The following is a 21232-nucleotide window of genomic DNA, read 5'->3' as shown; positions in this document are numbered from 1 at the left end:
TTCAGCCCTTCCCTGCAGATTCGCATCTCCAGGTGCATTGAAATGGACTCAGGGGGATTTGAACCCCCGGCCTCCGCCTCGCAAAGGCGGCGATCTCCCACTGATCTATGAGCCCGATTTCCCTTGGCTGGCATTGGCAACTTTACGGTCTGTTCAGTAACCGCATCAATCCCCTCGAGTTCATTAGGAGGTGATCCAGCCGCAGATTCCCCTACGGCTACCTTGTTACGACTTAACCCCCCTTGCGAAACCTAGATTCGACTACGGCAACAACCGCAGCCTCATCCAAACCTCACTCGGGTGGTTTGACGGGCGGTGTGTGCAAGGAGCAGGGACAGATTCACCGCGCTATTTTGAAACGCGATTACTACGGATTCCAGCTTCATGCGGGCGAGTTGCAGCCCGCAATCCGAACTAAGGGCAGGTTTAGGAGATTGCCTTCACCTTTCGGTGTCGATACCCATTGTCCTGTCCATTGTAGCCCGCGTGTAGCCCGGGTAATTCGGGGCATGCTGACCTACCGTTGCCCATTCCTTCCTCCTCTTTAGCAGAGGCGGTCCCAACAGTGTCCCCACCAGTCCGGAGACCGTGCTGGCAACTGTTGGCGTGGGTCTCGCTCGTTGCCTGACTTAACAGGATGCTTCACAGTACGAACTGACGACGGCCATGCACCTCCTCTCAGCTGATCAAGTAGAGTCTTCAGCCCGACTATCATATCGCTGTCCTACCCGGTGAGCTGTCCGGCGTTGAGTCCAATTAAACCGCAGGCTCCACCCGTTGTGGTGCTCCCCCGCCAATTCCTTTAAGTTTCAGCCTTGCGACCGTACTTCCCAGGCGGCGCGTTTCACGGTTTCCCTTCGGCACCTCGGTAACTCGTGGTCACCGATACACCTAACGCGCATCGTTTACGGCTGGGACTACCCGGGTATCTAATCCGGTTTGCTCCCCCAGCTTTCGTCCCTCACTGTCGGAGTCGTTCTGGTGAGACGCCTTCGCCACAGGTGGTCCCCTGAGGATTACAGGATTTCACTCCTACCCCCAGAGTACCTCTCACCTCTCCCGATCCCTAGGTCGCCAGTTCCCCTGAGACGCCTTCCGGTTGAGCCGGAAGATTTCCCCAGAGGCTTAACGACCAAGCTACGGACGCTTTAAGCCCAGTAATAGTGGCCACCACTCGAGCCGCCGGTATTACCGCGGCGGCTGGCACCGGTCTTGCCCGGCCCTTTCTCCAGGTGGTTTTTAAGCACCTGAACAGCCCGTCCATACGGGCACTCGGGGTTCCCTTATCACAGTTGCCTGCATTGTAAAGTTTTCGCGCCTGCTGCGCCCCGTAGGGCCTGGATTCGTGTCTCAGAATCCATCTCCGGGCTCTTGCTCCCACAACCCGTACCGATTACAGGCTTGTTGGGCCGTTACCCCAACAACTACCTAATCGGCCGCAGACCCATCCTAAGGCGGCGGACCTTTGGCTTACCAGGCATTCCAGCGATGGTAAACTATGAGGTATTATCTCCAGTTTCCCGGAGTTATCCCTCACCTTAGGGCAGGTTGTCCACGTGTTACTGAGCAGTATGCCGAGGGCTTGACCCCTCTCGACTCGCATGGCTTAATCGAACCCCGATAGCAGTGACCTCTGGCAGGATCAACCAGAATTTTGAAGTAGGCACACTATCGATTGTGTTTTAACTAAAGGAATTAGCGGTTACTAAACAGATTTCCGCATTGCCAATGCCAACGTCAGAATCAACACCGACCTTTTCGGTGATTTTGATTCTCCATCAAAACGCAGAACAAACTCTGCGTCCCTTGTGTGGAAGCGAACGCATTCGTCGCTTCCGAGTGATTTCGTGGGATTACAGTATTGAACGCACGAGGTTATTAACCCTTCGCAGCGCCCTGCATCAGGCGTATGAGGCCCGGTGCAGCCATCCCGTGAGGGAACGATATTTGTGCTCCGAGGATATAAACCCTTGCAGTCCCGGTCGGCTGCCGGGATTTCGCCCCATTACACATCGCCCCCTGCCGATTCCGGTCTCGCCGGAGTGTTCGGCAGTCAGTCACTCGTGTGCCAGCAACATAGGACTCGGCAGGATATATACCTTCGCACCCCGGAAGGGGAGCGAGATAATCCGTCAGGGTCGTTGCTGACAGTGTGAGGTAACCATCTTGGACGGTGCAGGATATATACCTTCGCAGTCGACCCCCGAAGGGGACGTTAAAGAAAGGCATCACCCGCGTGTTCCCTCTGAAATCTCAGGCCCGATTCCGGTCTCGCCGGTGTCGTCGGGCCCGCATAGTGCAAGGCAACAATGTTGTTCTTTTCACGATATATACCTTCGCAGTCGACCCACGGAGGGGACGTTAAAGGAAGAGACAGATCCCGATAAAACATCTCAAGACCGATCGGTTCAGGACCGGTCCTGCCGCCGTTGCGTGCCAATAGAATCTGGCATTGACACATATATACCCTTTCATCATGAGGACCTGAGAACAGGAGACGCACCACCATCCGACCAGCCCATGCGCTCCCTGATGCGGTCTCAAAGCCGGCCTGACAGGGAAAAAACACGAAATACAGCACCGCACAAGAGTCGCCACCCCCCCCCCCATGAGCGCTCCGGAAAAGCGCAGAAAAAAATCAAAACACCGACCCCCCCGCAGGATCACCCGCACCAGAGAGCCAAAGCGCGCATCAACCCCGACAGAGAGCGAGAGCGCCACACCACCAGAGAGGCCCGCCAGACAGCAGACCGACCATGTGAGGAAAGGCCCGGGATAGAACGACAGCAGGAGCGCATAACCCACAAGGGAGATCCCCGGCAGGATGACGGTGACGTTCGCCAGAAAGGCCCTCTTGAGCCGCCGGCGAGCCAGAAGATCCTGAGATGAACGGGGAGACGCCACAACCTCACGCCAAGGAATCTGGCCCCACGATACCGGCCGGTCCCCTGACGATCGCCCCCATCACCACAGGGAGGCCACCCCATCGAGAACGAACCTGCGGATGTTTGAGACCATCGGCAGGGCGAGAGCGACGACGCTGCGACCATGGGCACAGGGACGCAATCAGAAGAGACCATTACAGGGAGGGAGGAGATAGGCCACCATTATTACAGCGACATGCCGGTCGGCCACAGGCATGAGAGGGGCAGTGCAGAAAGCGCCGGCAGAAAAAAAGTATTGAGGTGAAATTATTCTGGTGAAAAGGAGTACAAACCGAACTGCATGAATGGCGCACCCATACAGAAAACCGGACCTGCAAACCGTTCACTGGCTTAGCGCATTTCAGAGAGACGTGCAAAAAAGTAAGGCAGGGTTGCCTTACCGGGCCGGGATGATCAGGGAGCGCTCGCCCGCAGGCATGAACTCTCTGATCGCGCCCTTGGCGAACTCGCGCCTGGGTTCGGCAAAGTCGAACTTCAGCGAGGGGTCCGCGAAGGTGATCTTGATCAGGGGCTCGAGGGAGAACGCATCGCCACGGCCATAGTGGGAGCTGCCAACGATAGCGGCGTACTCGCCCTGGTGACCGACGTTCATTGCGTAGTTCGGGTAGTTCGGACCACGCAGTTCGCCCATCAGACCGCGGTCGGGCTCCATGGAGAGGGAGTTTGCCGAACCGCACTGGTCCTGCAGGTCGTAGCCGAAGAAGCCGAGACGGCTCCATGCGTCCTTGTGGATGATCATGGAGAGGTACCAGCCGTTGAGACCGGCGTTCGAGTTGCCGGTAGCGATACCGACGGAAAGGCCGGACGCGGCGGCGATGACACCGGCACGCTGGGACCCGCCGAAGTGGTCCTCCATCATGGTCGGGAACTGCTCGTACTGCTCCATCGCGTTCACCGTGACTTCGGTGGCGATGTCGTTGACGACGTCCTGGGTCGGCTTGACTCTGTCTGCTGCGGACGGGTTCCGCCAGTCGACGTTGTACTTGTCCTTGATGTAGTCCATACCATAGTAGGTGAACTCATCGAGGATGTTGTCGGTGTACGCGGCGGTCGCATACTGGGTGAAACCGACACCGCCGGACATGTACGATCCGAGCCAGATCTGGTCGAAGAGCATCGTGCCTGCACCGACGATCTCAAGGGACGCCCTTGCGGGGTCGTTGGGGTACTTGCGGTCGGCCTGGATCATGTCGGCAAAGTGGCCGAATTTGATGCCACCGGGCTCGTTCGGGCCGCGTGCACGGCGGGCCGGAAGGATGGAACCCATCTGGATGACGCCGGCGTGCTTTGCAGCGTAGGAGAGGTCGGCGACTGCTGCTTCACCGGCGCACATGCGGTACGCGGCGATGAAGGACATACCGATCTGCATTGCAGACCACCGGGAGGTGGTACCACCGTCGCAGGTGCGGGAAACGATGGACGGGATGTGGATTGCCTGGAACATCGACTTGCCGACCTCGGCCTTGAGCTCCTCGGCCTGCTTCTTCGGGAAGAGCTTCTCGATGTTGATCAGGTACTGGGCGTCGATCTCGTCAGCGAGTTCGTCGTCGCCGGTGAAGACCTTCACGTAGCAGTCGTCGGTGAGCGCCGGGTGGGTCTCGACCATGTGCTCCTGGACAACCGCACCGCCGGGCATGGCGTGGTTGAGGATGTGCAGGTACTCGTTGATCGTCTCGGGGGTGACTTCCTTGCCCAGACGCTTCTGCAGGGTGGCGTGGGCCATGTCCATGCCGACGATGACGGTCCGGCGGATCTCGTCCCACATCTGCTGCATCGCAGAGTTGTTGACGAAGTGCAGGTCGTCGCCCTCGACAAAGACGCCGGTGCCGGAGACCTCGTAGGTCATCAGCTGGCGCTGGCCCATCGGGATACCGCCGAGGTGGCAGCGCTCGGGGTCGTACATGGAGATACCGCGCTGCATCTCGATGGAGCGGGACTCCTTCATGAACTCAAGTTTTCTCGGGGACTGGCGGACGCCGTTGAACTTGTAGAACTCGGTCTTCTCGGACTGGACGTCCTGTCCCTGGAACTTCTCCTTGAGTGCTTTCAGGAAAAGCTTCTGGGATCTCTCAATCTTTGCCATTGTATTCACTCCTCCTTCGGCATGAAGCCGTATTTGGTCCTCAGCGAGTGGATCCGCTGGAGGTACTCGATGTATTCTGGGTCTTCACGGAGCGCAGTCCCGGCAAGGGAGTGGAAGATCGTGCTGTGCTCCTTGAGCCACGCTGCGTCCATGGGCTTGCCGACCTCGACCGGGCGGTCGAGGGGAACGCCGATCTGGTCCTTGACGTAGCGGACGATGCCGTCCTCACCGAGCACACAGCGCTGGAGAGCGTCGAACATCATGCCGTCTTCTGCGAGACGGAGGGAGTGACCGTGCACGGTCGCACCACGGCAGGAGACGGTCGCCGGGTCGAAGACCTCGGTCTCGATGAGGTCCTTGGCGTACATGTCGAGGTCGCGCTCGCGGCACTCGACGATCTGACGGCCGGAGAGGGTGCCGGGGTCGATGCCGCGGAAGCGGTAGCACTCCATGTAGGTGCGCTGGTACGGCTGGGACGGGGCGTTGAACATCGAGTCGGCAAACTGGACGTAGCGGACGCGGTCGCCGGCCTTTGCGCCCTCGGTGGGCTTGACCAGCTTGCGCATCGGGTCCGCGGGCTCCTGCTGCTCGGCAAGGGGCGGGTGGGCGGTCGGGTAGGCCGCGCCCGGGGCGCGGTGGCCGAGAACCAGGACGACGTCCTCGTCAGTAACTGAACGAAGTTTCGAGAGTTCATAGGTGGGGTTCATCTGGTTGCGCCGGTTCTGGGCAACGACAGAGGTACCCGGACCATACTGTGGTGTGTATGCCATTTTGTCACCTCAATTGAATGAATCTGGTGTATTTTCCATCTGCATATTGTCAGACAGACTTCCCCCGCTCTGCGCTGCCGGGATGATGATCGGTCCGTCCCGTTTTCTGGGATCAGAGAGTCCGATGACACGCCCATCGGCATTGGGCCCATAGCGTGCATAGTCCACCATGGTGGGACTGCTCTTCATGAACCGGCCGGTCTGGAGGCGATAGGGCATCATGGTGAAGAACTCGTCGCAGAGCGCCTTCACCGCCCTGATCGTCTCTTCGTCCTCGACTTCGAGGGTGACCGTGCCAGTCTGGATCTTCATCTCGAATGCGGCACCGCAGACCTGGATCGTTCGCCTGTTGGTATTGGGGTTGGCCGAGCCTCTCGCCGGGCCGTACGGGACGGTGGCCGGGAGGCCGGGACCGTTAAGCACGATCCGCCGGACTCCCGGGATCCCTGCAATCCGGGTGAGAAGCCGCTCTGCCGTTGTGGGCGAGAGAAGCCTCAGGGGAACGATCCTGCACTGGGGGAAGGCTGAATCAGGCAATAAGATCAACGCCCTTGGCGATCTGGTCCATCGGCTTGTTGAACACATCGATCTTGCCATAGGTCTCGCCCATCACCTTGGAGGTGCCTTCGGGCGTGAACATCTGGGTGCCGGCATCGAGGGCGCAGGCGGCGACCACACACGGGATGGCGACGCCGTTGGCGTGCCTGGTAACGACGTGGTTGCCGTTGAAGATACCCGGACCGCCGCCACCGTAGATCGAGTGGCTGAAGAACGAGAAACCGACGGCGGTACCCATCATGCGGCCGAAGTCGCAGGAGGGCAGGCCGGTCTCGTGCTCAATGAGGTCGTTGAAGTACAGCAGGGTCGAGGAGACAGCCTGGGCGAACCGGCCGGCACCACAGTTGACGATGGTGGCGGCGAGGGAGCCGGCTGCAACATAGGCGTTCCAGAGCATCGGGTCCTTGGTGTCGTAGAACTGGAAGTAGCCGCCCTTCTTGCCGGGCAGGATGACCTTGTCCTCGATCGCACGCTCGACCAGGGACTGGACGACAGAGCCGACGGTGCCGGTCTCGCCGTTTGCCTTGACAAGGTCGTAGACCATGTTGTTGGCGTTGAGGCCCTGGTAGGCGTAAGAGAGGAGCTGGTAGCGCTCGAAGGCACCGATGGCGGCGCCCATCTCGAACTCACCGGCGGTCTCGAGGGTCGAGGCGAGAGCGACGCCCTGGAGAGAGTTCCTGCCGGTCATCATGACAACGTGGTTGACCGGGACGTTGCGCAGGGCAAAGCCGATACCTTCGTTGTTCTGCGGGATGGACAGGATAGAGGAGACGAGTGCGCCTTCCATGTCCATGGTGTGCGGGTAGCCGCCCCAGCATGCGGCCTTGACGGTCGATGCGTTGAAGGCGTCGATGTTGAACTGGTCAACGATCGCATAGGTGGTCGCCGAGGCGACGGCGGTGATTGCCGCGTCGTAGGTGGCGGCGTTCATCAGGCGCTTCTTTGGAACCTGAACGAGCAGGAGCTGACCATTGTTGAACTCGAGGATCTCGGTATCGTCACCCTCCTCGACCTGCACCATCTCCTTGATCCTGGCGACGATGGCGTCCTTGTTCTCCATGATGGCGAGGTCGAGTTCACGGCCCCGGATCTTGCTCTTGCCCTTTCCAAGCTTTCCGGTCTTGAGAGCATTCTGAATGCCCCCGAGGTTTACATTAATCGTTCTCTTCGTCAGGTCGATGATCTTGCTGGTCGCGGGGTTCACCAGCGGGCTGATCTTATCGAGGGTGACGCCGCTTTTCAGCAGCTTCCCATCATCTGAATAGAGATCGATTGTTTCTGAATATGCTGCCATATCAGTTCATCCTTTTACCCTTTGCGCAGGAAGAAACGTTCCCATAGGATTCAGGCCGGCTAACCGGAACAAATCCCGGAGCGTACTACCTGCAAGCCCCGAATTGGGACATTAGATGTTTTCAGGAAGCCACATATAAAATTTCCTAAGTAAATTAGATATTTTAACAGTTCATGCTAAATTATAATCATCAATTATAAAAAAATAATATTAAAATAAGGCAACCATAAGCCTCAATATAGATATAGAGCAATTATTACTAAAATCTATCTAAAAACCAGATATAAGCCCATTTTTAATACATATTTAATCATAAATATTGTATTAAAAATCACATTAAGTAGTAAAAATATAGATAAAAAATAAACCATCAGAACCCACAGATCGAGGATATTAGCCAGAACAGGAATCAACATCTGCTTTGATAGCACTAAAAGGTCTGAATAACGATTAATAACCTTTTTGCCGCGCATAAATTACAGATATAAAGGAACAGCGCGGAAAAAGGCCCCAGAGGAGCATACACGCAGGGAGGCTACGGATGATTCAAAGAGGGACTCTTCACCATTGTGGAGGGGGGCTATACTCCCGTCTAACCATCCCACCGGCGAATCTGGATGATGGAGAGGATCGTACACGACAAGATGCGGGGTGCGATACCGGACGATCGCGTGGTTTTTCGGGAGAGGCTCACGCCCCAGGCGCGAATTCTGCGAAGCTAACCGGGACTCGATCCGGGCTTTGGTTCTTTGCGTGAAGAGATGCCGGTGCCGGGAGTCACCACCATGAAACAGAGGAGAACCGGAAACATTGCCGTACGCATATACTCCGGGAAACGGACAGACAGAATAAGCCCGGCTTCGGGCATAACAAAAGAAAAAAAATTAGTACCTGGGTTTCCTATGCTTGGGAAGGCACTCCCGGCAATAGACAGGTCTCCCCTCAGTCGGCTGGAAGGGCACTTCACATTCTTTACCGCAGTCAGAACAGACTGCCTTGTGCATATCGCGGGGGCCGCGGGAGAAGTTGTCTCCACCCCTCTGGCCACCAAATCTGTTGCCGTACATTACGCTACCTATGCAGTGGGATGCTGCAACAACCATTTGTCCCCTCAGTATAAATACTCATGCATGACACCAAAATATCCGGAATCGCAGCAGATACGCACAGTTCAGGCATAAAATCCAGAACCGGGTATAATAATGCAGATCAGACCTGGCAGTTCCCCCGACCGTACCCCCCGGAGCCAGGGATGCACGGGCGATTGCAGGAACACCGGCATACCGCAAAAAGGGCCACCAGACCGTTCGCCACAGCAACAAAACCCGGGAAACGGTTTTGATAGAGAGAAGTGTTTCCTCCCTTCCTCTGGCATACCCCCCCGGGGTTTTCGACCCTCTCCCCATGGGCGGAATCACCAGGGAGCAAAAATGTAAAATGGCAGGCCGCGCCATCCCCCAATGATTGAGATGAAGATCGTCGGGATCAACGGAAGCCCGCGCGGGCGGGAGAGCAGGACAGGCACGCTTCTGGACGCCGTCCTCAGGGGAGCACAGGAGGCCGGGGCCAGCGTGGAGCGGATCGACGCGGCGGCCCTCGACATCAGGTTCTGCACGGGGTGCACGCTCTGTTACGACCAGGGCGAGTGTCCGAAGAAGGACGACTATAAAGAGACCCTCGGAAAAATGATCGCGGCCGACGGGATCGTCCTGGGCTCGCCAAATTACATCAACAACGTGACCGCGCAGTTGAAGGTGCTGCTGGACAGGATGGCAGATGCGATCCACTGCCAGCGGTTCGTCGGAAAATACGGCTGCGCAGTCTCGACCGCAGGCGGATCAGGTGCAGGCGATGTGGCGAACTACCTCAATGGCGTGCTCAGGGTGCTCGGGGCCGACACGGTCGGCGCCGTCGCCGTCGATATCGGCGCCGACGCTGAAGCGCTCTTTATTGCGGAGGCGCAGGCATTCAGGCTCGGGCAGGACCTCGCCGCAGCGATCGCAGAGGGGAGGGCGTACCCGGACCAGGAAGCGTTCCACGCGGAGATGGCAGAGAGGATGAAAACGCTCGTCACCGCAAACAAAGAACGTTGGAAGCACGAATATGATTACTGGAGTGCAATGGCACAGAAATAAAAATCATATCGTTCATATATCGAAAATATGAAATAGATGTATGCGCAGAACAGCCATACTCCTCCTCCTGATTCTGACCGCTGCCTGTGCGGCCGGGTGCTCAGCCCCGCCGCCCGAAGGATCGCCGGCACCGACGACCGCGGCCACCCCGGCACCGGCAGGCAGCGAAGAACCCGACATTGTCGTTACGGTTGCGTCCCTCACCCCCCGCTACAGTCCTGACCGACCATTCGTCTTCACCGCCCGGATCAAGGCGGAGAACCAGGGAGCGATCGAGGGCCGGGGCGTCGTGATCACGGTCACCCTCATCGACGAGGAGGCGAACAGGATCACAGACACGAAAAACCAGTATATCGAACGGTTCATGCCCGGAGATACAAAGATCTTTGATATCACCCTCAGCAACGCCGACCCGGCGCGGGCCTACCGGGTCGAGACCGGCGTGATCTTCAATCAGCCCTGAGGTCAGGGACGGCGTCCTGGATCTGCCGGCGGATGCGCCGCGTATGCGAGCCCTCCCAGTAGAGGCGGCGGCAGAGGGGACACCAGTAAAACGAGAGCCCCTGCCGCTCTTTCGGCGCATAATCCGCACCCTCGACCTCCCGTTTTTTCGCCGGCCGAAGAGGCGTATTGCAGAGGGAGCAGCGGTCGAACCGCAGAGACGGCACGACAAGACCCATCGCCACAAGATGGCGCACCTGTTCGGTCGGATCCTCCGAAGCGAGATAGACCGCCCGCTCTCCGCCCCGCCGCGCCAGTTCGGCGTCGCGGGTTAAGAGGATACGCCCGTCAGAGACGGCGATCGAGAGGAGGACCGTATCCTCGCGCGGGTTGCCCGGAGAGAGGGCGTTCGCGCTGAGGGTGTCGTAGCCCATCAGCCTGAGGTACCGGGTCAGGGTCCCGAGCATCCGGTCGGCGACAAATCGCGCACGACCCTCAGGCCGGGAAGACACCGGGTATCCTCTCCCCGCAGGAACCGCATCGATCCTTCGAAAGCCCGACTGTCCTGCTCATAAACCCGGAGCGCTCGATCAGAAGCGACCCACAGGACGGGCAGAGGGTGTTCTCATACGGCCCCGGCGGGACATTGCCGAGATAGGGGTAGTGCGCGCCGAGTTCGCGCGCACGCCGGTAGATCCGCTCGAGGAGGGCAAACGGCGTCGGTTCCCGGTCCCGCATATGGTAATCCGGGTGAAAACGGGTAAAGTGCATCGGCGTGTCCGGGCCGAGGTTCTCGACCACCCACCTGATCAGCGCCTCCATCTCCTCCATAGAGTCGTTGAGGCCAGGGATCACCAGCGTGACCGTCTCGATATGCATCCGGTGTTCGTGCGCGGCGACCGCGGCGTCGAGCACCGGTTGAAGCCTGGCCCTGCAGACCTTCCGGTAAAAGTCGTCGGAAAACGCCTTGAGATCGACCCGGAAGGCGCCGAGCATGGGAGCGAGTTCCGCAAGCGCCTCCTCGGTGATATACCCGTTCGTCACATAGACGGTCTGGAGCCCCCGCGCTCTGGCGATCTTCCCCATCTCGAGGGGGTACTCGTGCCAGATCGTCGGTTCGTTATAGGTCCAGGCAATGCTGGCCGACCTCGATGCGAGCGCCCGTTCCACCCCTTCTTCAGGGTTGATCGTCATCAGCGGGAGGTCTTCAAGGCCGGCCTGCGAGATCTCCCAGTTCTGGCAGTGCTGGCACCGGAAATTGCAGCCCACGCTCCCGAGCGAGTAGGAGAGCGTCCCGGGAAGGAAATGAAAGAGCGGTTTTTTCTCGATGGGGTCCACCGCCTCGGAAACGACCTTTCCGAAGGTGGCGGCGTAGAGCGTGCCGCCGCGGTTGATGCGCACACCGCAGATCCCGTGTTTTCCATCGGCGATCGTGCAGCGGTGGGCGCAGAGCGAGCACCGCACCGTACCGTCCCCGATACGCTCATACTGGTGCGCTTCATGCATATGCCTGCCTGGGGCAGGGAAGAGGTTAAAGGTATTGGCATTGACGGCAGGTATCAACAAGATATATGTGAGTCATTATCAAACGGATAAGGTTGGATCAGCATGAAAAAGATCGTACTCTCTCTGGGCGGCTCAATACTTGTACCAGCCCTTGAATCCCACACAATCCCCGAGTATGCAGAGGTTTTGAAACAGATGGCCAGGCGGGGGCAGGTGTTCGTCGTCGTCGGCGGCGGCGGCGAGGCGCGGCGGTATATCGGCGTCGCCCGCTCGCTCGGGATCAACGAGGCGGCCTCCGACGAGATCGGGATCATGATCACCAGGATCAACGCCTCGCTCCTCTGCTACGCCCTTGGCAATGCCGCATATCCCTGCATCGCCACCTCGTACCAGCAGGCGCGGGAGTACGGCGAGTCAGGAAAGATCGTCGTCATGGGCGGCGTCACCCCCGGGCAGACGACCGACGCAGTATCGGCGGTGCTCGCCGAGAGTGTCGGGGCCGACCTCATCATCAACGGCACCTCGGTCGACGGCATCTACAGCGCCGACCCCAAGACCGACCGGACGGCGCGGCGCTATGAGAGGATGACCCCGCAGGAACTCCTGGGCATCATCTCGGGCGCTCGCCTCGACGCCGGGTCCAACACGGTCATCGATATCGTGGCCGCAAAGGTGGTCGAGCGCAGCGGCATCCCGCTCCTCGTCATCGACGGCAGAAAACCCGAAAATCTCGCCGCGGCGGTATGCGAGGGGACGTTCACCGGAACCATCGTCAGCGACGGTAAATGCACCCCGCTCCCCCTCTAAAACAAAAAAACACCATAATTATTTTAGGACAGACCACAGAAAGTATAGGGGCTGCGGGGTAGTAGGGTAGCCTGGTCCATCCTAGAGCGTTTGGGACGCTTTGACGGCAGTTCGAATCTGCCCTACCCCACTTTTATGGACGTTGCAACCCCCTGCGCAATCTACCGGGCACTGCTCCGGCACTATCCTGACACCATTCCTGGCGGCATCAGTTACGGCGATCCCTTCGAGGTACTGATCCTCACCATACTCTCGGCACAGACCACCGACCGCGCTGTCGAAGCCGTGCGGCCGATCCTGTTTTCACGCTATCCGACGCCGGCCGCCCTTGCAGCGGCCGACGAGGAGGAGGTCGGCGAGATCATCAGACCGACCGGATTTTACCGGGTGAAGGCGCGCCATATCATCGGCGCCGCCCGCAGGATCCAGGAGGAGTACGGCGGATCAGTCCCCCCCACCATGGAAGACCTGACCGGTCTCCCGGGTGTCGGGAGAAAGACGGCGAACATCGTGCTTTCAAACGCCTTCGGGATCGACGAAGGGATCGCCGTCGACACGCACGTGAAACGGATCGCCGGCCTGCTCGGGCTGACCGACGAGACCGACCCCGCAAAAATCGAATCCGACTTAAAGGCGCTCTTCCCGCAGGAGGCCTGGGGGCGGATCAACGCCCTCCTCGTCCAGCACGGCCGGGCGGTCTGCATCGCCGGGCGGCCGCGCTGCGCCGCCTGCATGCTCACGCCCTGGTGCCGGTATTATAGTGAGGGGAAGAAGATCGTGACAAGGACATAGCAGCCCCATGCAACCGCCGCCGAGGCCGGGACGGTCATCACCCATGCGGCAACGATGTCCCGCACAATCCCCCACTTCACCGCCGAATAGCCCTTGGTCGCCCCGACCCCCATGATCGCACCGCTCATCGCATGGGTGGTCGAGACGGGAACACCAAAGGCGGTCACGACCGAGAGTACCGCACCGCCTGCACTTGAGGCGCAAAAGCCCTGATACGGCTGCATTTTTGTGATCTTGTTCGCCATCATATCGACGACCCGCCACCCCCCAAGCAGGGTTCCAAGAGACATTGCAGCACAGGAGAGGAGGATCACCCAGAGAGGAACGGTGAACTCGGTAAGGATCCCTGCCGCAACCAGCATCGCCGTGATAATGCCCATGGCGTTCTGGGCGTCATTGCTCCCGTGCCCGATCGACTGAAAGGCGGCCGCCACGATCTGAAGTTTCTTGAAACCATGATTGAGCAGGGGGGAGTTCGAGTGAGAAAAAAGCCGCATAATGATAATGCCGAAACCATAGGCAACCATAAACCCGAGCATCGGTGAGACGACCATAAAGACGATGACACCCAGGATGCCTGATCTCGGGAGAAGGCGGGAGGCGACCAGGATCGGGATCAGGACGGTGATCCCGGAGAGCGCCCCGATAGGAATATACCGCGCCCAGTGTTCGCCGTGCGTCTTCGAGAGATATATTGCGACGGCGATCCCGCCAGCCGCACCGATCAGGAGCATCAGGACGAGTTCGACCACCAGCGTCCCCGAGGGCCAGAGGATCGATCCAATGCCGGCCCGGGCGGTCGCCGCCCCAATAAGGCCGCCGATGAGGGCGTGGCTGCTGGAGACCGGTATCCCGAAGTACGAGCAGAAGAACACCCAGAGCACCGCACCGATCAGGGCCATGAGTATGAGCATCGGGGTGAGGATGCCAGGGTCGACAAGGCCGCGCCCGATGGTCTTGGCGATCGCCGTCGTGAAGAGGAGGGGACCGACGAGATTGAAAAAAGAGGCGAGAAGGACGGCCTTGAACGGCGAGAGCACCTTGGTGGCGATCACCGTTGCAATGGAGTTTGCGGCGTCGTTGAGGCCGTTGACAAAATTGAACAACAGGGCCAGGGCGATACCGAGGATGATGATTTCCATGCTCTCACGAATGCCGGATCGCAATGTCTGACAGCACGTTCGCTACGTCCTCGCACTTGTCGGTGGCCACCTCAAGGTTCTCGTAGATGTCCTTGAGTTTGATGATCGTAATGGCATCGTTGGTGGCGAAGAGGCTCTTGATGGCATTGCCGAGCACGACATCGGCGAGGTTTTCAAGCCGGTTTATCTCGATGCAGTGCTGTTCCACGGCACGGGGGTCGTCGAGTTTGCGGATCAGGCGCACCGCCGTCTGGACCTCCTGGGTCGAGAGGAGAATGAGCCGCGCAAGCTCTTTCATGAAGTCGTCGGTCTCGGTTACGCCGTAGCCGTACATCTGCTGGGTCGTGCCGTCGATATAGTCCAGGATGTCGTCGAGCGCCGTGGCAAGCCTCGAGATCTCCTCGGGCTCGAGCGGGGTGATGAACGTCCGGTTCAACTGCTCGTACACCTGATGCGCGATCAGATCGCCCTGGTGCTCGATCTGCTTCATCTTGTGGCACTGGTTCTGAACGTCGACATAATTGTTGATGATAACGTTGAGAAAAACGGCGCCCTCGTTCACCATATCGGCCATCTGTTCGAAGAGGTCAAAAAATGCCTTATCCTGCGGCACAATCCATTCTTTCAGGCCCACAATACACCCAAGATTCATCGATCGCCACCGGGCAAAAAACCTCTGTCACATTCCCGGTGCGCACCGGCCTGATGGGCAGAGGCCGTATCGACCATTCAGAGGCATATTTTCAGTTCAAAGCTGCAAATCAGCACTATTTATCCGGTAAAACGGGTCTTTCCCGGATATTCGGACACTGTACGGACATGGGGCCGTCGCACGCCCGTACCGGGGTTAGGGCGCACTCAGCCCTTCTTCTCCTGGTTGCGGATAACGGCGGCGGCAAGGATGTGGGCGACACCCTGGAGAAAGTGTACGTCGTCCTCGGTGAAGAGGCGTTTATCTCCGGTGTGCGCCCCCAGCACGCCGAACGGCCTCTCCCTGCCACCGATGATGACGCTCATCCCGCTGACCACACCATGGTCGAAGAGGAGGGGCGGGCCGAAAAACCGTTTCTCGGTGCGCAGGTCCTCGACGATCACCGGGCCGCTGAAGAGAAGCGTGTAGCCGGCCTGCGACCTGACATCGGCATCGACCGCGGCGCACCCCACCAGACCGGGGCGCCAGCCGACACCGGCGCGGAGAAGAAAGGACCGACCGTCCGGCGCGAGCTCCAGCACCTTGGCGTATTCGACCCCGAGGGCATCGGCAACCCGGGCAACCGCCGCCTCCAGAAGAGTCTGGACATCGACGCCGGTCAGGGCCATCCGCCCGAGTTCGGCGACGACGGCCTGCTGGCGTGCCCGGATTTCAACGAGCGCCCAGGATCGTTTGAGATCGGTGATCTCCTCGGCCACGATGAGGAAGGCCCCGACAGTGCACCCATCACAACAATGAGGGATCACGGAAACCCGGAAGTATCGTGGCTGCCCGTCCTTCAGTTCGGCAACCTCTTCGTAGGTGAGATCGGCAGTGCAGGAAATCCCGGCCAGCCGTTCTCTGAGGCCCAGGTAGACGCGTTCAGAGATGATCTCCTTGATGTCCTTGCCGATGCACTCCTCCTCGGAGAGGCCATACCATTCGGCAAACTTCCGGTTCACAAACAGGCACCGCAGATCAGAACCGACATAGGACAACAGCGCAGGTATTTTTTCGATGATCAGCGCGAGTTGCTCGTGCTTGCTTTTCAGGGCTTCGGCCGTCCGTTTTCGTTCTACCGCCGTTCTGATCGCATGCGCCAGCTCGGCGTACTGGGCGCAGATCTCGCCCCCCTTCTGAATATAATAATCGGCCCCGGAGTTGATCGCCTGAATGACGATCTCCTCCCTGCCCTTCCCGGTGAAGATGATGAAGGGCGTGGTGTCCCCCGCATCCCGCAGCGCTTTCAGGAAGGCGATCCCGTCCATATCCGGCATCTGGTAATCAGAGACGATAGCGTCGAAGTGCTTCTCCCGGACCAGATCGAGGGCGATATGCGCTGAAATTGCGGTCTCGCAGACGATGTCGGGATAGGTTTCCGCAAGATAGATCGATGCGATCTCCAGCAGTGATGGTTCGTCGTCGACATACAATACCGATAGCAAAATGAAGTGAACCTCCTGCGGGGGAATGCTATGGTGACCGTAGTATTTCAAGTTCTTCATTTAATTCGCAGCAGGGCGGTTTACCTCTGCTGCCACGGTGTTGCCAGCGGCAGAGAGAAAAGACAGCCGAAACCACGTTTTTTCCCGGTGCCCGGCGATGCCGCGGGAGGAAGGGCGCATTATGGGGGTGGACATCCGCGGCACGAGCGTTGTTTCAGAACCCCGGAACAGACGGAAACCGGCCGGTACGGAAAAATGATCATGAAAAAGAATATTCGCAAAAACGAGTGGACCGAGCGGGAATTGAACCCGCGGCCTCTTCCATGCCAAGGAAGCGATCTTCCCCTGATCTATCGGCCCGCTGCTACCCTACAATGTTGAATTCCATCTAATAAAAGGATTGGGTTCACCCACCCCACAGAGGGGTCAAAAAGGGCACGTACGGTCAGAGGAGCGCGAGCACACGCGCCCGGGCCGCCTCCATGCCAGTGTCGCCGACGATCGTCCCCGCCCTGACCTGCGCAACAAGCATCGGGGCCGCATCCGCAGGCCCGGGTACAGATACGGGCAGGATCGTATGCAAACCGTCAGGGCGCTCCCACACCTGCTTTGTCCCGCTCCACTTGCCGCGCTTCGCGCAGGCCCGCCCTTCGATCTCGACGATATCAAGGGAGAAATCGATCACCTGGGCATTGGCGATAGCGCCGCCGACGCCGAAGGCGGTGACGATATCCCGGTAGGCGAGGACATCCTCCTCGGTGATCCCGCCGGAAAGGAAGATCCCGACGTCGCCGTGGCCGTGGGTGTCGAGTTCCCAGCGCACCTCCTCGAGGATGGCGCGCATATCCCCCCGCCGCGACCGCGGCGTGTCCAGACGGACGGCGGTCGCCACCCCGGTCTCGGCCGCCTTCAGGCACTCCTCCTTCTCGTCACCGAAAGTGTCGCAGAGCATCAGGCGCGGCACGCCCGGCGGCATATGGCGGTCAAAGGCAATCCACGCCTCTTCAGGCGAGGCATGGCACATCACATAGGCATGCGGCATCGTCCCGACCACCGGGATGCCGGGCGGTGCCGTGGTGTTCGAGACGCCGTCCACGCCCCCGATCCATGCCGCCCGCTCGATCATCGGGGCGATCGCCGGGTGCTGCCGCCGTGATCCAAAGGAGTAGACCTGCCGCCCGCCGGCCGCACCTTTGATCCGGGCGGCGGCGGTGGCGACGCCCGAGGCATGGCAGAGAAAGCCGAGGAGGGCAGTCTCGAACCGCCCGAAGTCCCGGTAGCGCCCGGCAATCCGCATTACCGGCTCGCGCGGGTAAAAGGCGCTCCCCTCAGGCATCGCATCGACGTCCACCGGCAGCCCCTCCAGCAGGGCCAGGGCGTTGTCCAGGCCGCAGAAGATCCCGCGGCCACCCGGGACGCCGGTCGTCGTCACCTCGACGGTGACGCGGGGATTTTTTCCCTCCTTTTCAAGAACCTCCTCGCAGCGGGCAAAATAGACATCTGTGCATCCGCCGCGGGCGATCGTATCGTCGTTTACGATATGAAACCGGCTCATAGCACTCCTCAACCCTCGTATTGAGACGACCCAGGGGAAAAAGGAGTGCTTTTACTCTCAGGCACCCAACCATTCCTGATGGCAGGCAGGCACATCGAGAGCAGGAGGTGCCGGTGATGCTCGGGATCATCGGCGGGACCAGCCTCCTCTACTGCACCCTCCCGGCACTCGAGAAACGAACGGTCGCAACGCCCTATGGCCCGGCCGAGGTGATGGCCGGAGAGATTGCCATCGTGCTGCGCCACCAGTTCGGAATGCCACCGCACCGGATCAACTACCGTGCCCAGATGGCCGCCCTCGCCCTCTGCGGGGTGGACCGGATCGTCACCTTCGGCTCGGTCGGTTCGCTGAAACCGGCGATCCCGCCCGGCACGGTGATCGTCCCGACCGACTATCTCAGCCTCACTGACATCCCGTCCTTCCACGACCACGCCATCGAGCATGTGATGCCAGCGCTCGACGACGGGATGATCAGGCATCTCTCCCGGGCCCTCCCCGGGGCGATGGTCGGCGGCACCTATGCGCAGACGCGCGGGCCGCGGATCGAGACGGTCGCCGAGGTGCGCGGCCTCGCGAAGGTCGCCGACGTCGTCGGGATGACCGTGGCCTCGGAGGCAACGCTCGCCCGGGAACTCGGCATCCCGGTCGCCGCCGTCTGCACCGTGGACAACTATGCAAACGGCCTCTCCGAAGAGGTGCTCACCTACGAGCACATCCTCGCCACCTCGAAGAAATTTGCGCAGAGAACAGAGAATATCGTCGAATCGGTCATCAAAGAAATGGGATAAGGGGTAATCATGACAGAAATACCGCAGGGAGAGAGCGTCCTGATCAGGGATGTTGAGATCGGAAGAGCGCGGGTGAACATCAGGGTCGAAGGCGGCCGGATCGCCGCGATCGGTGCCGATGTCGGCGGCGAAGCGGCAGTCGTCATCGAGGGGGGCGGCGCCGTCGCCCTGCCCGGGCTGTACAACACCCACACCCACGCCGCAATGACCCTTTTACGCGGCTACGCCGACGACATGCCCCTGCAGGACTGGCTCTCCACGAAGATATGGCCCCTCGAAGCGCACCTGACCGGGGAAGACGTCTACCGGGGAACAAAACTCGCATGCCTCGAGATGATCAGGTCCGGGACAGTCGCCTTCAACGACATGTACTTCTTCATGGAGGATGCGGCGCGGGCCGTCGACGAGATGGGCATGAAGGCGCAGCTCGCCTACGGCTTTATCGACCTCTTCGACGAGGAGAAGCGGGAGAAGGAGATCAAAGCGACGGAAAAAACCGTCGCCGCGATAAAGAGAAGAGGAAACCCCAGAATCCGGGCGGCGGTCGGCCCACACGCCGTCTACACGGTCTCGCCCGAAGGGCTGCGCTGGTGCGCCGAGTTCTCGCGCCAGCAGAACATCGGGATCCACGTCCACCTCTCCGAGACCGAGGGGGAGGTCAAAGACTGCATCGAAAAGACCGGGATGCGCCCGCCGACCCTGCTGGACAAATGCGGCTGCATCAACCCGAGGACCGTCGCCGCACACTGCTGCTGGCTGGACACCGCCGACTGCACCCTGCTCGGCGACCGCGGGGCCCATGCCTCGCACAACCCCACCTCCAACATGAAGCTCGCCGTGCACCGGGCAATGCCCTATGCCTGGCTGAAAGACGCCGGGGCCGGGGTCTGCCTGGGAACCGACGGCTGCGCCTCCAACAACAACCAGGACATGTTCGAGGAGATGAAGTTCGCCGCCCTCCTCCAGAAGTTCTTCTGGAACTCGCAGACCCTCCTGCCCGCCGAGCAGACGCTTGCAATGGCGACGGCGAACGGTGCGGCGGCGATGGGCTTCGACGGCGGCCGGCTTGAAAAAGGGGCGGCCGCCGACATCGTGCTCCTCGACCGCAACGCCGCCTGCAACACCCCGCTCCACAATCCGGTCTCGAACGCCGTCTACTCCTGCAACGGATCGGCCGTGACGACGGTGATCTGCAACGGCAGGATCCTCATGCAGGACCGCTTCGTACCGGGCGAGGAGGAGATCCTGGCAGGGGCGCGGACGGCGGCGGCCGGCCTCCTTGCCCGCGCCGCCGAGAGCCAGACAGAAGAATAACTTTTTTTCCGCGCACCCACCGATCAGCCGCGTATCAGGGATGCAAGGATGCGCTGGGTCTCTTCCGGTGTTCCAGCCGTGTTGACCAGGACCACATCAGCCGCCACGCACAGCGCAGAGAAGAACTGCCGCCTCAAATCCTCCTTGAACGGCGATCTCACGAGGAGATGGGGGTTGAACCAGCCGTTTTCCTCGAGCAGCGAAAGCGTCTCCCCGGCAGAGGGATGCCTGGGGGTAAGGGGCGCTTCCGGGTCGCGGTAGAGGATGAACACCTGCCGCAGCGTCGTCATCGGAAGGATGCGCCCCTTGCCGGTGACAAGACGGAGGTCGACGACTGCCCGCCCCTCGGCGTCGAAGTCGGCCAGGGCAAGAAGATCGACGTACGCCGACCAGACCGTGGCGAGGTCGGCCCTGATGTAGAAGTTCTTCTCGGAACCGTAGGCGAAGACCTCCTTCCCGTAGATGCGGGCATAGAACCAGTCGTCGGCGACGACCCGAGTCGTCCCGTCCCGCAGAAGACCATAGGTCTGGGTGGTCTTTCCGGCCCCTGACACCCCGATAATGCAGCATCCCCGGCCGGCTACATCGATGCAGGCGCCATGGACAGAATAGATCCCGTGCCCGTCCTCGAGGACATCCCCGGCCACCGAGAGAGCGAGAGACTTGATCCAGCCATAATAACTGATGTTGATCAGAAAGGCCGTCTTTGAGGCCGGGTCGTAGAGCACAGTGTCCTCAGGAACCCCCGGGTCGGCGACGACGTAGAGCCGCCCGTGAGACCGGATGCCCTGCGAGATGAAATAGAAGTTCTCCTCCCACCGTTCCTTCACCGTTTTATCATCGGTCAACAGTTTTATGCAGCAGCCGTAGACCTCGGACTTCACCTCGTACCTGACCTGCGGGGCATAACGCTCCACATATTCCTCCTTCTCCCTGATCGGGATCAGGTGCACCGCATAGACCATG

General features: G+C 60.0%; 18 protein-coding genes, 3 tRNA genes and 1 rRNA gene. 7 read left to right on the top strand and 15 right to left on the bottom strand.

The features are described from left to right. Nucleotides 1–43 precede the first annotated feature (43 nt). From HWN36_RS10515 to HWN36_RS10485, 7 genes are all read right to left on the bottom strand, one after another. Nucleotides 44–115, bottom strand: a tRNA-Ala gene (locus HWN36_RS10515). Nucleotides 116–185: 70 nt separating this feature from the next. Then, nucleotides 186–1653 (bottom strand): 16S ribosomal RNA (locus tag HWN36_RS10510). Nucleotides 1654–3321: 1668 nt separating this feature from the next. Next, nucleotides 3322–5028 carry a coenzyme-B sulfoethylthiotransferase subunit alpha gene (gene mcrA, locus HWN36_RS10505; protein ID WP_176789290.1) on the bottom strand — a complete coding sequence of 569 codons (1707 nt, stop codon included), beginning with the start codon at nucleotides 5026–5028 and terminating at the stop codon, nucleotides 3322–3324. Between the two features lie 5 nt (nucleotides 5029–5033). Continuing rightward, entirely contained in the window at nucleotides 5034–5798 is a 765-nt protein-coding gene (mcrG, locus tag HWN36_RS10500; RefSeq protein ID WP_176789289.1) for a coenzyme-B sulfoethylthiotransferase subunit gamma, read from the bottom strand. A 9-nt stretch (nucleotides 5799–5807) separates the two neighbouring features. Beyond that, nucleotides 5808–6335, bottom strand: a complete 528-nt coding sequence (gene mcrD, locus HWN36_RS10495; RefSeq protein ID WP_176789286.1) for a methyl-coenzyme M reductase operon protein D — start codon at nucleotides 6333–6335, stop codon at nucleotides 5808–5810. Next, the gene (gene mcrB / locus HWN36_RS10490) at nucleotides 6328–7650 is read right to left on the bottom strand and encodes a coenzyme-B sulfoethylthiotransferase subunit beta (RefSeq protein ID WP_176789284.1); all 1323 of its coding nucleotides are present in this window, start codon (nucleotides 7648–7650) and stop codon (nucleotides 6328–6330) included. The genes mcrD and mcrB overlap by 8 nt, the downstream gene beginning before the upstream one ends. An 884-nt stretch (nucleotides 7651–8534) precedes the next feature. Next, complete coding sequence (locus HWN36_RS10485; RefSeq protein ID WP_083838699.1) at nucleotides 8535–8717, bottom strand: CxxC-x17-CxxC domain-containing protein; 183 nt, start codon at nucleotides 8715–8717, stop codon at nucleotides 8535–8537. Between the two features lie 393 nt (nucleotides 8718–9110). Between HWN36_RS10485 and HWN36_RS10480 the strand changes: the two genes are divergently transcribed. After that, entirely contained in the window at nucleotides 9111–9785 is a 675-nt protein-coding gene (locus HWN36_RS10480; protein ID WP_176789283.1) for a flavodoxin family protein, read from the top strand. A gap of 40 nt (nucleotides 9786–9825) precedes the next feature. Further along, complete coding sequence (locus tag HWN36_RS10475) at nucleotides 9826–10248, top strand: hypothetical protein (protein WP_176789280.1); 423 nt, start codon at nucleotides 9826–9828, stop codon at nucleotides 10246–10248. Here the strand turns inward: HWN36_RS10475 and HWN36_RS10470 are convergent. Next, the gene (locus tag HWN36_RS10470) at nucleotides 10235–10738 is read right to left on the bottom strand and encodes a Mut7-C RNAse domain-containing protein (protein WP_343044973.1); all 504 of its coding nucleotides are present in this window, start codon (nucleotides 10736–10738) and stop codon (nucleotides 10235–10237) included. The genes HWN36_RS10475 and HWN36_RS10470 overlap by 14 nt on opposite strands. Beyond that, nucleotides 10722–11732: an AmmeMemoRadiSam system radical SAM enzyme gene (gene amrS / locus HWN36_RS10465; protein WP_176789278.1), complete on the bottom strand. Its 1011-nt coding sequence runs from the start codon at nucleotides 11730–11732 to the stop codon at nucleotides 10722–10724. The genes HWN36_RS10470 and amrS overlap by 17 nt, the downstream gene beginning before the upstream one ends. A 102-nt stretch (nucleotides 11733–11834) precedes the next feature. Between amrS and pyrH the strand changes: the two genes are divergently transcribed. The 3 genes from pyrH to nth all read left to right on the top strand — a co-directional run bounded on the left by pyrH (nucleotide 11835) and on the right by nth (nucleotide 13331). After that, nucleotides 11835–12539: a UMP kinase gene (gene pyrH / locus HWN36_RS10460; protein ID WP_176789276.1), complete on the top strand. Its 705-nt coding sequence runs from the start codon at nucleotides 11835–11837 to the stop codon at nucleotides 12537–12539. 55 nt (nucleotides 12540–12594) lie between these two features. Further along, nucleotides 12595–12669: transfer RNA gene (locus tag HWN36_RS10455), tRNA-Pro, on the top strand. A 5-nt stretch (nucleotides 12670–12674) separates the two neighbouring features. After that, the gene (gene nth, locus HWN36_RS10450; protein ID WP_176789275.1) at nucleotides 12675–13331 is read left to right on the top strand and encodes an endonuclease III; all 657 of its coding nucleotides are present in this window, start codon (nucleotides 12675–12677) and stop codon (nucleotides 13329–13331) included. Here nth and HWN36_RS10445 read toward each other — a convergent pair. From HWN36_RS10445 to HWN36_RS10425, 5 genes are all read right to left on the bottom strand, one after another. Continuing rightward, on the bottom strand, nucleotides 13295–14473 hold the full coding sequence (locus HWN36_RS10445; RefSeq protein WP_176789274.1) for an inorganic phosphate transporter: 1179 nt from the start codon (nucleotides 14471–14473) through the stop codon (nucleotides 13295–13297). The genes nth and HWN36_RS10445 overlap by 37 nt on opposite strands. A gap of 4 nt (nucleotides 14474–14477) precedes the next feature. Continuing rightward, nucleotides 14478–15125 (bottom strand): DUF47 domain-containing protein, encoded by a 648-nt coding sequence (locus HWN36_RS10440; RefSeq protein WP_176789273.1) that lies wholly within the window; start codon nucleotides 15123–15125, stop codon nucleotides 14478–14480. Between the two features lie 206 nt (nucleotides 15126–15331). Next, complete coding sequence (locus tag HWN36_RS10435) at nucleotides 15332–16609, bottom strand: response regulator (protein ID WP_176789272.1); 1278 nt, start codon at nucleotides 16607–16609, stop codon at nucleotides 15332–15334. 288 nt (nucleotides 16610–16897) lie between these two features. Continuing rightward, nucleotides 16898–16969 (bottom strand) — tRNA-Ala (locus HWN36_RS10430). An 85-nt stretch (nucleotides 16970–17054) separates the two neighbouring features. After that, nucleotides 17055–18164, bottom strand: coding sequence for a nicotinate phosphoribosyltransferase (locus tag HWN36_RS10425; RefSeq protein WP_176789271.1), 1110 nt, complete (start codon nucleotides 18162–18164; stop codon nucleotides 17055–17057). Between the two features lie 116 nt (nucleotides 18165–18280). Here HWN36_RS10425 and HWN36_RS10420 point away from each other — a divergent pair, with 116 nt between their 5' ends. Both HWN36_RS10420 and HWN36_RS10415 read left to right on the top strand, forming a co-directional pair. After that, on the top strand, nucleotides 18281–18952 hold the full coding sequence (locus tag HWN36_RS10420; protein WP_176789270.1) for an MTAP family purine nucleoside phosphorylase: 672 nt from the start codon (nucleotides 18281–18283) through the stop codon (nucleotides 18950–18952). A 9-nt stretch (nucleotides 18953–18961) separates the two neighbouring features. Next, nucleotides 18962–20266, top strand: a complete 1305-nt coding sequence (locus tag HWN36_RS10415; protein ID WP_176789269.1) for an amidohydrolase — start codon at nucleotides 18962–18964, stop codon at nucleotides 20264–20266. Nucleotides 20267–20289: 23 nt separating this feature from the next. Here the strand turns inward: HWN36_RS10415 and HWN36_RS10410 are convergent, their stop codons facing one another. Further along, entirely contained in the window at nucleotides 20290–21231 is a 942-nt protein-coding gene (locus HWN36_RS10410; RefSeq protein WP_176789268.1) for an HPr kinase/phosphorylase, read from the bottom strand. Nucleotide 21232 lies beyond the last annotated feature (1 nt).

This window comes from Methanofollis tationis, assembly GCF_013377755.1.
Lineage (GTDB): Archaea > Halobacteriota > Methanomicrobia > Methanomicrobiales > Methanofollaceae > Methanofollis > Methanofollis tationis.
The sequence above is the reverse complement of the archived record's forward strand: the minus strand, read 5'-3'. Positions and strand labels throughout refer to the sequence as shown.